This is a genomic window from Serratia sp. D1N4 (assembly GCF_054552755.1).
The window spans coordinates 119,333-132,871 of the sequence record NZ_CM137274.1 but is presented as its reverse complement, the minus strand read 5'-3'; the positions used below and the strand labels follow the sequence as shown (position 1 = coordinate 132,871).

At 47.4% G+C, this 13,539-nt stretch carries 10 protein-coding genes; 2 read left to right on the top strand and 8 right to left on the bottom strand.

Annotated elements, in window-relative coordinates; all coding sequences use genetic code 11:
- Nucleotides 1-155 precede the first annotated feature (155 nt).
- The gene (locus ACX1CU_RS00580; RefSeq protein ID WP_459400741.1) at nt 156-2,303 is read left to right on the top strand and encodes an AAA family ATPase; all 2,148 of its coding nucleotides are present in this window, start codon (nt 156-158) and stop codon (nt 2,301-2,303) included.
- Nucleotides 2,300-3,205 carry an HNH endonuclease family protein gene (locus ACX1CU_RS00575; protein ID WP_459400740.1) on the top strand — a complete coding sequence of 302 codons (906 nt, stop codon included), beginning with the start codon at nt 2,300-2,302 and terminating at the stop codon, nt 3,203-3,205. The genes ACX1CU_RS00580 and ACX1CU_RS00575 overlap by 4 nt, the downstream gene beginning before the upstream one ends.
- A gap of 453 nt (nt 3,206-3,658) precedes the next feature.
- Here the strand turns inward: ACX1CU_RS00575 and ACX1CU_RS00570 are convergent, their stop codons facing one another.
- The 8 genes from ACX1CU_RS00570 to ACX1CU_RS00535 form a co-directional block, all read right to left on the bottom strand.
- Complete coding sequence (locus ACX1CU_RS00570) at nt 3,659-4,573, bottom strand: restriction endonuclease (RefSeq protein ID WP_459400739.1); 915 nt, start codon at nt 4,571-4,573, stop codon at nt 3,659-3,661.
- Nucleotides 4,574-4,739: 166 nt separating this feature from the next.
- Complete coding sequence (locus tag ACX1CU_RS00565) at nt 4,740-5,462, bottom strand: M48 family metallopeptidase (protein ID WP_459402901.1); 723 nt, start codon at nt 5,460-5,462, stop codon at nt 4,740-4,742.
- Nucleotides 5,463-5,480: 18 nt separating this feature from the next.
- Nucleotides 5,481-8,759 (bottom strand): type I restriction endonuclease subunit R, encoded by a 3,279-nt coding sequence (locus ACX1CU_RS00560; protein ID WP_459400738.1) that lies wholly within the window; start codon nt 8,757-8,759, stop codon nt 5,481-5,483.
- Nucleotides 8,756-9,802, bottom strand: coding sequence for a virulence RhuM family protein (locus ACX1CU_RS00555; protein WP_459400737.1), 1,047 nt, complete (start codon nt 9,800-9,802; stop codon nt 8,756-8,758). The genes ACX1CU_RS00560 and ACX1CU_RS00555 overlap by 4 nt, the downstream gene beginning before the upstream one ends.
- A complete protein-coding gene (locus tag ACX1CU_RS00550; RefSeq protein WP_459400736.1) occupies nt 9,799-11,040 on the bottom strand; it encodes a restriction endonuclease subunit S in 1,242 nt (413 codons plus the stop codon). The genes ACX1CU_RS00555 and ACX1CU_RS00550 overlap by 4 nt, the downstream gene beginning before the upstream one ends.
- Nucleotides 11,030-12,553, bottom strand: a complete 1,524-nt coding sequence (locus ACX1CU_RS00545; RefSeq protein WP_399675943.1) for a type I restriction-modification system subunit M — start codon at nt 12,551-12,553, stop codon at nt 11,030-11,032. The genes ACX1CU_RS00550 and ACX1CU_RS00545 overlap by 11 nt, the downstream gene beginning before the upstream one ends.
- Before the next feature lie 6 nt (nt 12,554-12,559).
- Nucleotides 12,560-13,138: a restriction endonuclease subunit S gene (locus ACX1CU_RS00540; RefSeq protein WP_459400735.1), complete on the bottom strand. Its 579-nt coding sequence runs from the start codon at nt 13,136-13,138 to the stop codon at nt 12,560-12,562.
- A 43-nt stretch (nt 13,139-13,181) separates the two neighbouring features.
- The gene (locus tag ACX1CU_RS00535) at nt 13,182-13,448 is read right to left on the bottom strand and encodes a hypothetical protein (RefSeq protein WP_459400734.1); all 267 of its coding nucleotides are present in this window, start codon (nt 13,446-13,448) and stop codon (nt 13,182-13,184) included.
- Between the last annotated feature and the right edge of the window lie 91 nt (nt 13,449-13,539).

Here is a 13,539-nt window from a genome sequence, read left to right as displayed (position 1 = left end):
CAGTGGTTAGCGATTTGATGACATGAGGATCTCCTTTTAACTCATAGTGTAGTCGCCAGGATTACCGGGGCGGTTCAACCGGGGGTGATGTACGAGCCCTGATTTACACCTCTCACGCGGTGTATTACCCTGTCATTTTTAATGATAATTACCTCATGAGAAAAATCATCAGATCCAGAGTGCCACCTGAAGCATTAAGAGCGTCCAGAATCCGGGAACAGCGACACAAGCTGGCAGATTACTACAAACTACTACCCGCAGAACGAATGCTTTCCCGCCCACCGTTTGATCCTGAACAAATATATAACAGTGAGGTGTACCTGAGGTTGACGCGTGAATTTCAGGGACGTTGTGCCTGGTGTGAACAACTTATTGACACTCCTGAGATTGGACATTACCGACCCCGCGGAGGGGCACAGTTTGGTATCGACCGTCAGGTAGCCCCCGATTATTACGGATGGTTCGCCTATCAATGGCAAAATCTGTTGTTGGTCTGTAGGGAATGTAATCGGGCAAAATCAAACTGGTTTCCCCTGCGTGGACATCCGGCTCAGATCCAGTGTACCTGGTCAGAGGCGCAGAGAACCGAAAAAACGTTACTCCTGAACCCCTCAGCCGATAACCCCAGTGAGCATCTAAGTATCCGCCATGATGGTTTATTGTTACCTCTCACGGAGAAAGGTCATACCACCATTGAAATTTTACAGCTAAACCGGGCACCACTGCGGTATGAGCGTGAAAAGGAAATGATGGATATAATCGCTGAACTTGATCAGAGCATAAAGGCTCGTTCGTCAGAATATTATTTAATACAAACGAAACGCCCCGGTGTAACAATGATTTTTCTCAATACACTGTTGCGGATCGTTGCTGGTGAGTACACAAATCTACGCTTTAAACCACTTCCGACATTTACCCGAGCCTTTGACGCTGTACTGGACTCTTCATTGTCGACCGACGAACTTATGCGCCTCTGGTCTGACTTTTCCTACCCTCTTCCTGAGACAGAGCAAAAAATAGACTGGGCGAACGTGGCGAATAAGGAGAAGCGTCGTAGTCTGGCCTCACAGTTCGTAACTGGTATCAGACTACAAAATTTCAAGATTTTTGAAGATCTTACTCTTGATTTTACCAATATTAGATCGCCAAAAGACTTAGCCCCCTGTGTGGCATTAGTAGGAGAAAACTCCACTGGGAAAAGCAGTATTTTACAGGGAATTTGCCTGGCCCTGATGAGTCGACAGCAACGGAATCGATTGCGTCTGGATTACGAAAATTACCTGCAACGCGATCGAGAAGGCTGGCAACGTAGTCACATGAAACCTGCCAGTATTACTCTCAACCTGGAGGGAGGGGATACGCGCATGTTGACGATTTCAGATGAAGGGCTCGTGTTTGCTGACAATGGCTGGCCTGACTTCATGGTTCTCGCTTACGGCGCACGCCGGTATTTCTGTGAACGAACCCGAGGCACTGCCGTAGGGAAGTCACTGTTTTATCCCACAGCTCTGCTACGGGATGTGACGAGCGAATTAGCGGACAAAGATGATGAATTCTTTGCCTCTATTGCCCGTGCGATGAAAGAAATCCTGTCACTAGAACAGGGGGAGTTTCTCCTACGGGACATTCATCGCAATATTCTGGTTCGCGCTCATGGCCGTGATACGCCGCTAAGCAAGATGAGCGACGGGTACCAGTCCTTGTTTGCCATGAGCCTCGATATAATGTTCAGAATGACCCATTACTGGGGAAGCCTTGAGTCTGCGCGTGGGGTCGTACTGATTGATGAAATTGAAACACATCTTCATCCTCGGTGGAAGATTCAGGTCGTGTCGGCATTACGCCGGGCGATGCCAGGTGTTCAATTCATTTTTTCCACACATGATCCTCTGTGCCTTCGAGGTCTGACCCAGCATGAAGTACGCGTACTTTTCCGGGATCCTAGTCAGCAGGTCGTCGAATTGAGTGAGTTGCCTCTTGTGCAGGGTATGGACATTGAACAACTGTTAACCTCTGACTATTTCGGACTATTGAGCACTCTGGACGGTACGCTTGAAAATTTGCTCAATCGTTACGAGCAGCACACAATACAACGAACGTCCGGACAACAGAAATTAATCCATGATATAGAACGAGAACTGAGCCAATACCGGGCATTGTCAGGAAATCCGGCGCAACGCGCTATTGCAGAAGGTATTGCCCGCTATGTCGAACAGGCACGCCAGACTCCTCTGGAACGCGAGAAACTTCATGAAGATGCGGTAAGAATGATTGTCAAAAGGTTGCAGGAGGCGCAGCGATGATTTTTGTTGAAAAGCATCTTGTTAAAAAGCCGGCATCGTTGAGAGGAAGCCAGTCGGCTGCTGCGACAGAGTTAAAAAAAGCAAAAGCCTACTATCGCCAGAAGAAGTCTGATACACCGGTTTACCCTTTTGCTGTCTATAAAGCGCCTGATGTTGTTGAAGCGTTAGATACCCTCTTTCACAACAAATGTGCCTACTGTGAAACCGATTACTCGGCCTCTCAGCCGATGGCCGTTGAACACTATCGTCCTAAAGGCGGTGTTACCGGCTCTTCGAAACACCCCGGATACTGGTGGCTTGCGGCTGACTGGGATAATTTATTACCCAGCTGCAGCGACTGTAACAGTCATCGTAAAAAGCTGCATTACACCATTACGTCAGATAATCAGGTTCATCTGGAAACAGAAAAACAATTAAGCGGGAAGCAGAATCATTTTCCGGTAGTGCACGGCTCTGTGCGGTGTACCAGGCCCAGCCATCAATTAAAGCTTGAACAACCCTTGCTTCTGAACCCGTGCAAAGATAATCCTGTCAGGCATTTAAAATGGATTTTTACACAATTGGGTTATCCTTTTCTTACACCGTTGGATGAGAGGGCAAAAACGACCATCAGTCTGTGTGGGCTGAATCGCAAACGGCTGATGGAAAAACGAAAAAAGAAACTGGACGATATTAATTTAAAAGTAACCAGTATTCGTCGGTTTGCCTCCAGCCTTGCGCAACTCAAACAGGCAGAACGACATGCCCTTGAAGCCCATTTTGTTGCTGAAATCGCGTCATTAATAGCTTATGAGGACAGCCAGGAAGAATGGTCGGCCATGTCACGAGCGTATATCAATCTGCATCTGGCAACCCTGGAAACAGAATTCAAGGCGCTGTTTCCGGTGGAGCTGGCTCTGTAAAGGCATTGATGACGTCATCAAGGTACTGGAGGTATATCGGCTCCGGAGTATCAGCGGCGATAGCGCGCCAGAAGCTTCCGTACATTTTGATATCAATATGGTGCAGACGCACCATAATCCGTTTTCGTCATGCCGCTATAGCGCCATGCCTGATAATAGTTGCGACATTCAACCTAGGTCATTCGTTTGCGCATGAGGTCTCTTGCTAAAGCGGATAAAAAGATGCAGAAACAGAATGTCGTTGAGACTGACGATTAACAAACTGAATTCACCTTAGACATACGAACTAACCAATTACAGCGGCTGGTAGACACATAGCAGTATGCAAAGGGTCAAAGCTTATCCTAGAGGCTTTCAACTTGAGTCGGGCACTCAGAAGCACAAAGACGAGCACTTATAGAAAACCTATCCAAACAAATCACCGGAGCTGTCGCTCCGGCTCGGATTCACTCATTACTCAAAGTAATCCATGTCCAACCTAGGGACTTTAACCAAACGGGAGGAAACGCCGACTTCGTTTTCAATCATCAAATGAACCAAACGCTCACCATCAACCAGTACCATACCCTCGACGGAATGGGAAAAATCTCTTGCCTGCGAAGTAAAACCGGAGGTTGTGATAAACACTCCACGCTTGGCTTTTTGACCAGCCAGCGCGCCATAAAACGCCTGAAGTTCCGGGCGGCCAACCGTGTTCTGCCAACGTTTGGCCTGCACATAAACCTTTTCCAAGCCAAGTTTATCAAGCGAAATAATGCCATCTATACCGCCATCTCCGGTGCCTCCCACGCGTTGTAGGTCATCCCGGTGCCCGCCATAGCCCAGACGATGCAAAACATCCAGAACGATAACCTCAAAACGTGCCGGGGAAACTTGCAACAGATTTTCCAGCAGCTCATCAGCAACAGAGTCACGGAGCTCTTTTAGCGCCTGATCAAGACGATCGTCCGGGCTACTTTTTGCTAACTCTTCGTGATTCGGTAACGATGGTCTTGGATCAAGGTCAACAGCATCTGGCTGCTGTTTTAACTTAACGTTCATGAAATCAAACGCCAGATGGTTTACTTCCTCTTCAGTCAGTGGCTGGGAATGGGCTTGTACCCAATTAACCCCTTCTGGCGTTAAGCACCACTTACCTCTGGATAAGCTTTGCGATAACCCTGCACGCTTCAGACGATCGTGTGCCCAGCCAGCCCGATTTTTATAAACTAACTGACCGCTGGCAATCACTTCAGCTCGCTGATTATCATCAAGATTAAGTGCGTCAGCGGCAGCTTCGTGCGCATCGCGAGCCGGAACGCCATCAGGTTTACCAGCCAGGAAGCGGAGTACAGGTTCAATAAATTTATCATAAGTCGGAACGGCCATAGAAACATCCCTGATAAAGTTTTTGGTGAATCGATTGTTAAATCGATCATCTATAAATTAGTTGGTTGCTAAGCAACTCTGGCACACTTCCATCTCGCGATGGGAAGTGGGTATGTACACCATTGTTATCAATTTTACCGGCTAGGGGAAAATATCACTCCCCACATCATAAATCAGAAAATATCATCCCCGCCATCCCATCCAATCGCTTCTTGGTCTTCTCCCACTCCGGCATTACCTGCCCCATTAGCCGGTAGAAGCGTTCACTGTGATTATGCTCGGCCAGATGGCACAGCTCATGCAAGATAACGTAATCGATGCACTCACGCGGGGCCTTTACCAGATTGAGGTTCAGAGTCACCCTTCCATTGGGGGAACAACTTCCCCACTGAGTCTGCATGGTAAGAATGCGCAATGGTGGTGAGTCACTGACCCATAACGCTTGCTCAAGCATAGCGCTCAGCCTTCTGGTGAATACTTCTCGTGCACGGGCCTTATACCAGTCAGTCAACAACTGCAGGACCTTTTCAGTGCTCTTATGACGTAAAGTTACTTCCAGCTTGCCGCGCAACATTTTTACGCCCAGAGCGTCAGAGGGAGCAACTATCACCTTAAGCATGTACTGTTTGCCCAGGTAATAGTGACTCTCGCCACTGATATACTGCCGTGGCGTGATATATTCCAGCTGCTTACGGAAATCCCTCAGCTGCTGATAGATCCAACGCCCACGCTTTTCAACAGCATTCAGAACCTGTTGGTCATCGGTATCCTGCGGCGCGGATACCACAACCCGGCAGTCAGGGTGAACTTTTATCAGAATGCGCCCATTCACCAACGGTCGGGGTTTACGCTCGAAGGTAATTCGCTCATCACCGTAAATAAAGCTCATTGCTCTTTCGGCCACGATTTACACTCCGCTCAGCCCTACACGGGTAATCTGGACAATCATTTCCACGATCTTTTTCGCCTGATCCATTCCGCCACCGATTGCCTTACACTCTTTAAACATCATCGGTAGAAGCTTCTTGCGGATATCAGCCTCGATATTTTGCGGATTGATCGAGTTCTCAGCCACAGAGATATCAACAGCCTGGTCTACTTCAAAAGCAAGCTTCACCCATTTATCGATGACCTGAGAATCGGTAACGGCAAAAACCTCCGGCAGCACTTTTTTGTACACGCCGAAGTAAGCCTGCGCATGGTGATTACCGGCAAACACATCGGGTATTTCATAGAGCCGCCGATCCTGTACTTGTTCCTCAAACTCACGAAATAGCATGTACTGCTTGAGAGGATGGTCAAACAGTTTTTCCGCCTCTTCAATAGCCAGACGCAGTAACTTCGAGAAGGCTTCCTGGGCATAAGGATCATCACGTAAATCCTGCTCAATCATGCGGGTTACACGGGTTTTGATAATATCCGTTTCGTTGCGGGTTTTATCCTCGCTCCACTCTTCGGGCCGCTGTCCCATTTTGCTGACTTCATACACGCCATCAGGCTCGCGGACTTCTACGCCAACAACGTGTTTATCCAGCAGCTTTTTAACCTGTTCAGTGTACTGATCATAATCTACTGTCTCACCGGCATCCTGCTTCACCAACTGACGCAGGCTGGTAAATTGCCTCAAAGTCTCTTTATAGTGTTGACGATCTTCTTCGCTGAAACTCTTATCCTCAAAGAAGGTAGCCGACTGCAACGCCACTTTCAGGCAGCTGGCAAATTGTGTGAGAGCCTCATAAAAGTCTTCACGGACTTTAAGATGAACATCAACCAGTTCGCCGTACTTTTCTTCCGTGCGCGGCACCAATACCTGACGCAGCTGCTCAATATCGTTTTTGTTTTTTACACCCGCGAAAATCGCCCACAAATTTTTATACAGCTGGGGAAGGCGCTTGTACTCCGTACTCATCTGGCCGTACAGCCCCAACAGATCGTCAATATCAAAACCGCCCTGCGTGCGGGATGCCAACTTTTGGTAATCCTCAATGGTGGTATCCAGCTCTTTGAGTATGCCCCGATAATCGATTAATAGACCAAATTTTTTCTTAGGATGGAGGCGATTAACACGGGCTATTGCCTGGATCAGGTTATGCCCTTTAAGAGGCTTATCGATGTAAAGCACGGCATTTTTGGGTTCATCAAAGCCGGTAAGTAACTTATCGACCACAATCAGTAGCTTCAGCGAATCATCTTTATCAAAACGTTCGATGACATTGCGCGTATAAACCTGCTCATCCTGAGAGCCGACGTTATCTTTCCACCATTTGGTCACATCAGGGATACCAGATTCATCCACCTCGGTATTCCCTTCCCGCGTGTCAGGCGAACTGATCACCACGGCAGACTCAAACAGCCCGGCGTCATCAAGATACTTTTTGTATTTGATTGCTGCTGCTTTGCTGTCACAGGCGAGTTGCCCTTTCAAGCCATCATCGATGTTTTTGACAAAATGGTTGGCGATATCCAGTGCAATAAGGTGGATGCGATCGTCAGCATTATAAACCTGCCCTTTATTAGCAAACTTACGCTTCAAATCGGCTTTTTGTTTATCCGTTAACCCCTCGGTGATACGGTCAAACCAGCTATCTATCGCTCGTTCATTCACGTTCAGCTCGGGCGGGCGCTCTTCGTAAAGAAGCGGGGTAACGGTCTTGTCCTCCACCGCACGCTGCATGGTGTAAGCATGAACGATGGGGCCAAATTTATTCGTGGTCTTATCATCTTTCAGCAACGGTGTACCGGTGAAAGCAACAAAGGCCGCGTTGGGTAGAGCCAGCTTCATGCGTTGATGACTCTCGCCGCCGTGACTGCGGTGACCTTCATCAATCAGCACAATGATATCGGGACTGGTATTCACACACTCGGGCAGGCGGGTGGCGGTATTAAATTTCTGAATCAGCGAGAAGAGAATGCGCTCAGTACCCTTGCCAATCTGTTCGGCCAGGCGTTTGCCAGAGGTGGCAATGGCATCCGCTTTATCCCTTTTACCGGCCAGTTCCCCGGTTGAGATAAAGGTGCGACTGAGCTGGTTTTCCAAATCGACGCGATCGGTCACCACGACGATGCGGCACTGCTTGAGATTTTCACTCAGAATCAGCGCTTTGCTCAGGAAAACCATCGTCAGTGACTTACCCGAACCGGTGGTATGCCAGATAACCCCACCGTTGCGACTGCCATCAGGGTTCTTCGTTTCAATACGCTGTAGCAGCCGTTTGATACTGAATACCTGCTGATATCGGGCAATGACCTTACCGGCTCTCTTATCAAACAGCGTGAAGAAGCGAGCCATATCCAGCAGGCGCTCGGGTAACAGCAGACTGATAAGCAGCTGGTCCTGGCCCGTTATAGCCAAATCGCCCGCTATTGTCAGATTTTGATACCATTCCAGGCATGTACCCGGACGGTGGCTGAAGATTGAATCAATCTGCTGTGCTGTGAGCTTGCGATTTTTGATGGCAAGCATCTCCAGATCGGAGATATCTTCTTCCCGCCATGTAGCCCAAAATTTGGTCGGTGTTCCGCAAGTCCCGTAACGTCCATTATGGCCGTTTATCGACAATAAGATCTGGCTATAGGCAAACAGTCGTGGAATTTCATCATGACGCTGGTTTCGCAGACTTTGAGAGATCCCCTCGTCAATAGTCGGCCCTTTTTTAGCATTGCCGTCCGGGCGCTTAGCCTCGATAACGACCAGCGGAATACCATTCACAAAGCAGACAATATCGGGCCTGCGTGCCTCAATGCCGTTAGCGCGTGTCACGCTGAACTCTTCGGTGAAAACAAAGCTGTTGTTATGCGGGTTGTTCCAGTCGATCAACGAGATTGTTGGGTTCGCCCGCTTGCCATCGATAAACTCCGTCACTGAGATGCCGTACAACAGGTGGTTGTACAAGTGTTCATTGGCGGTAATTAATCCCTGGTTTAATGCCGGACTGTTAACTTCGGCAACCAAGCTATCAATCGCTTTTTCAGAAATGGCATGCTCTTTACCGGCAAAGATAAACGTTCTCTTGGCTAACTGTTCACGCAAAATCTGGTTTAAGACCACCTGATCTGCCTTGCCTACTCGCGCAGACAAGGCTTGCTGAGGTGAAATATATGCCCAGCCTAAATTGCTCAAGAGAGCCAGCGCCGGGAGCTTGGCGCTGTACTCTTCCTGGAATTTTGGCGCGATTTGCATGCTCATGATGTTCCCTTATCTTTATCGGCTTTCCAGTGCAGTAGCTCGGTAATATCCTTTTCACCCTCGGCCTCTTTTAACAAACGTCGCTGCTCTGCAAATCGTGCATATTCACCCTGAGCTTTTTCATCTGCCATTTTCTTACTAACAGTGCCCGCTCCCTGTAGCACATTACGGTCATTGAACTGCAGGAACTGATCCAGCTTCTCCTGCAAGTCCTGCAAAAAGACCTGCTGGCGACGCAGTGCTTGATCTTCGGCATAGTCCAGCCACATATTCACCACACGGTTCAGCTCACTGACCTCTTTCTGGATCAGGTAGTTTTTAGCGACGGTGACATCGCCTTTTCGCACGTCACTGCCTTTATAGCTGGTGAGCCCCATATGAGGTTGGCTGGCATCTGCCCGCTGATGGATCAGCTCAGCGGCTGTATGCCCGGTGCAGGCAAAGTGCAACTTGTTCTGGATTGTCTGAAAGAAAAGCGTGGTCTCTTTCAGAGACGGCTGGTAGTCAGCGGCCAGCGCGAAAATTTCCCGTACCCGCAGATAGACTCTCCGCTCGCTGGCACGAATATCGCGGATGCGTTCCAGCATCTCGTCAAAGTAGTCGGGAACCACAGAAGAGCCGACGGGCGGATTCTTCAACCGCTCATCATCCATCACAAACCCTTTAATCAGGTATTCCTGCAGGGTTTGCGTTGCCCACTGACGGAACTGAGTCCCCCGAACTGAGCGAACACGATAGCCAACGGCCAATATGGCTTCGAGGCTGTAGTGCTCTATCTCTCTGGAAACCTGACGTTTTCCTTCCTGGCGAACTATCCGGAATTTCCGGATAGTTGAATTTTGACCAAGTTCGCCTTCTGAAAAAATGTTGATCAGGTGCTCGTTGATGGTACGTACATCCTTATCATATAGCTCAGCCATGGATGCCTGAGTAAGCCACAGCGTATCTGACTGAAAGCGACACTCAACGCGTGCGCGGCCATCCTCGCTTTGAAACAGCAGGAATTCACCTGCTGGTGGTTGAGGTAAGTGTTTATCAGTCATGCAGCGTCCACCTTAACCCGGCGTTTACCAGTGAGTAGTTGCTGCATCAGGGCTTTTTTTTCTTGTTTTAAGTAGTGAAGTTTTTGTTTTAGCGCTTTAATTTCTTTATCCGATATAGATAATAGGTTGGCAATTTTTTGCTGCTCATCTACTGTTGGTAGAGAAAACTGAGCTTTGTTAATTGCCCCTATTGACAGCCCGAATCTTGTTGCCCCTGTAGCTAAAGTGAAGAAATAGTATCGTGTTTTCGGCATTGAAAAAAGATAGTTAAGAAATGCACCTGAGACGGCAGATTTATTTGGTCTTACTATTGCTAAGTGATACCCGCATACGACACCATTTAACTCCTCTGACACTAAAGCCGGAACAGCAATATCGCCTGGAGTCTCTGAGTCTTTGGTAATTATTACATCACCAATCTTCAGAGAATACTTTTCAATTTCATTATTACTCGCTGTTGCCTTCATGAAGTTAATTTCTTTCGTTATTTCATGATGGTAATAAACATCTGTGTAGTTACAAAGTTCTACAGGAACCTCACCAACAACAGATTTTTTATCTACTGGGCTGACAATGACATTGGTAATATCAGATAATTGATACTGTTTCCAATCGCCACTATAACCCTGTAGGCGTTTATTGCCAGTTAGTAACTTTTGCATCAGGGCTTTTTTCTGCTGCTGGCTATTGGCCAGCAGTTGCTCAGAGGTTGCAATCGCCTTATCCCAGGCAGAAAGGATTTTGGCGATTTTCTTCTGTTCTGGCAGTGGTGGAACAAGTACTGGAAATTCTTTTAGTTGTGTAGAGTTTATACTTGCCAGGTTAGTGCTTCTCTTGGCACAACTTAGAAAATATTTTTTCCCGTAGCTACTTGCCGCTAAAGCAGCAAGATAAAAAGAGTCCATTTCCTGCGGTATTGGTCTTACCGCAAAAACATGATTTTGATGTAAGCATGGCTTAATCTGAGCCTGCCAAACATCACCCCTACCTAATTTATCAAAGTCCCCACCTTCATTCATAAGAACATCACCAAACTTGAGCGAATAACGCTCAAGTTGATGGCGTTCAATTTGAATATCCTTCACATCATTCAGGTTTATATGCCCATCTTGAACATTAGCCACTCTTAGATATTGAACTGTTATTGGATCTTTCAGTCCAGATTTCCCCTTCGCTACTCCAGACCTTACTTCCGCAATAGTTTTGAGTGGCACTTTCTTCCATCCCTCAGGCACCATAACCCAATTCCCCCAGATATTTCACCATCTCCAGTTCTAGTTCAGCCAATTGCGATTGCAGTTGCTGACGCTCGGCACGGACCGCCATCAAGTCGATTTCCTGTTCTTCTTCAAAGGTATCGACATAGCGGGGGATATTCAGGTTGTAGTCGTTGTCGCGGATCTCCTGCAGACTGGCAAGATAAGCATATTTTTCGACATTATCACCTTCACGATAGGTTTTAACGATTTTGGTAATATTTTCCGAACTTAGCTGGTTTTGATTTTTACCTGATTGAAAATCACGACTGGCATCGATAAACAATACGTTATCGTCCACTTTACTCTTTTTAAAGATCAGAATCGCCGCTGGAATACCTGTGCCGAAAAACAACTTTTCTGGCAAACCAATAACCGCATCGAGAAGATTTTCGTCTATCAACTTCTGCCGAATTTTTCCTTCGCTGGAACCACGGAACAACACGCCATGGGGAACCACCACGCCCATACGTCCGGTTTTCGGCTTCATGGTTTCGATCATATGAAGGATAAACGCAAAGTCACCCTTGGTTTTAGGCGGAAGCCCACGGCGGAACCGACCGTAATGATCGTCAGCCACATCATCAATCCCCCATTTCTCCAATGAGAAAGGTGGGTTAGCTGTGACCACATCAAACAGCATCAGATTAGCATTTTTATCGAGTAGCTTGGGATTGCGGATCGTATCACCCCACTCGATTTTATGGTTATCCTCGCCATGCAGAAACATGTTCATTTTAGCCAGCGACCAGGTTGAACCAATGGCTTCCTGCCCGTAAAGTTCATAGTTCTTACTATGGTGCTTTTGAGCTACCCACTTACCACACTTCATCAGTAGCGAAGCAGAACCACAGGTTGGGTCGCAGATAGATTCCCCTGGCTGTGGGTCAAGCAACGCAGCGAGCAGATCTGACACTTCAGGTGGCGTATAGTACTCTCCGGCTTTCTGGCCGCTGTTGGCAGCAAACTTGCCAATCAAATATTCATAAGCGTTACCTATTACATCTAATCCCCCCACACGGCTGGGCTTAAGATTCAGCTCTGGATGAGTAAAATCTTCGAGTAACTGCTTCAAAATCAGATTCTTTTGTTTTTCATCACCAAGCTTATTCGTATTAAATGAAATTTCTTGGAACACGCTTTTGCTACCATCTTTCAGCTTAGTGCCGTTAGCTTCTTCAATTGCGTGTAGAGCTACATCGATACGTTCACCGTTACCTGCCTCACTTCGACGCTTATAGAGAGCATAAAAGCTAGCATCTTTCGGTAGAACAAAGCGTTCGTTCTTCATCATCTCTTCAATCAGCTCTGGTTCATCGCCATACTGTGATTGATACTCATCATAATGATCCTGCCAGACATCCGAGATGTACTTCAGAAACAGCATGGTAAGGATGAAGTCTTTGTAAGTATCAGGGCTAATGGTGCCACGGAAGGTGTCACATACCCCCCACAGCACTCGGTTGATGCGGTCCTGATCGATCATATTGGTCATAACGTGTTAATCCTTGAGCAATTTTTGCAAAATACCAACTTCAAGCTGGCGACGGTTGTCCTGTAACTTCTTTATTAGATCGTCTTCATGATGCCATATGCGTTGAAGCTGGCCGATCTGATGCTGCGTTTCTATCGTAGGTACTGGTATCGAGACTTGCATTAATGCTGCTTTAGTAATCAACTGGATGTTTGAACCACTACGCTGAAACTGCAGTTGAATCATTGGTTGATTGAGGGCCCACCCCAAATACTCCGGAACAAATTCACTCTCTTTCTTTTTAAGCGTGATAACCAGAAATTGATTGGTTGCAACGACAGGAATATCCCCACGGTAAACGGCAGCGGTATTGCGATTCCCTCTAGCTGCAACCACAATCTGGCCTTGTTCCAGTAGCGGTGGTAAAGCATGTTGTTCCCAGGCAATCGAAGGCAAAACGCCAGGGTCCCACTGCCAACCCAGATCGAGATCTTTAATCTGCAAGATGCGGACATCCCCTCCAGGCACAGGCGTTATTGCCTCCCGCAAGGTGTAGCCTGAACGGATATCTGCAATATCACCTAATTTCATTAAGGGTGTAGACATATTGTCCTCTGATTATCGCGCCTTCCCTGGCGCATACTTTCGATTAAAGGTTGTTTTTAATCCATTGAGCTACTTCATGGGAGAGCCCATACCATGCAGCTTCTCCCTGCAAACGGACTACCAAAAGCCCATCATCGTTGTCCATTACTGCTTTGAGGTAATCACCTACCTGAACCGCCGTTTGGTTGGTAACAACAATCCAAGTGGATTCGAGGGGATAGCACCAAGTGCCGTAGGATTTGATACGCTCGATAACTGAGGAATAGTCTTTCTGCTTACGCAGATCGTAGTTAATTTGATACACTGCCATAGATGATATCTCCTGATTTCGACGTTGGGATTTATGTCATCGCGACAGGGTGCAACCTGTCGTACAACCACACTATTGTCTATAGAGCTTG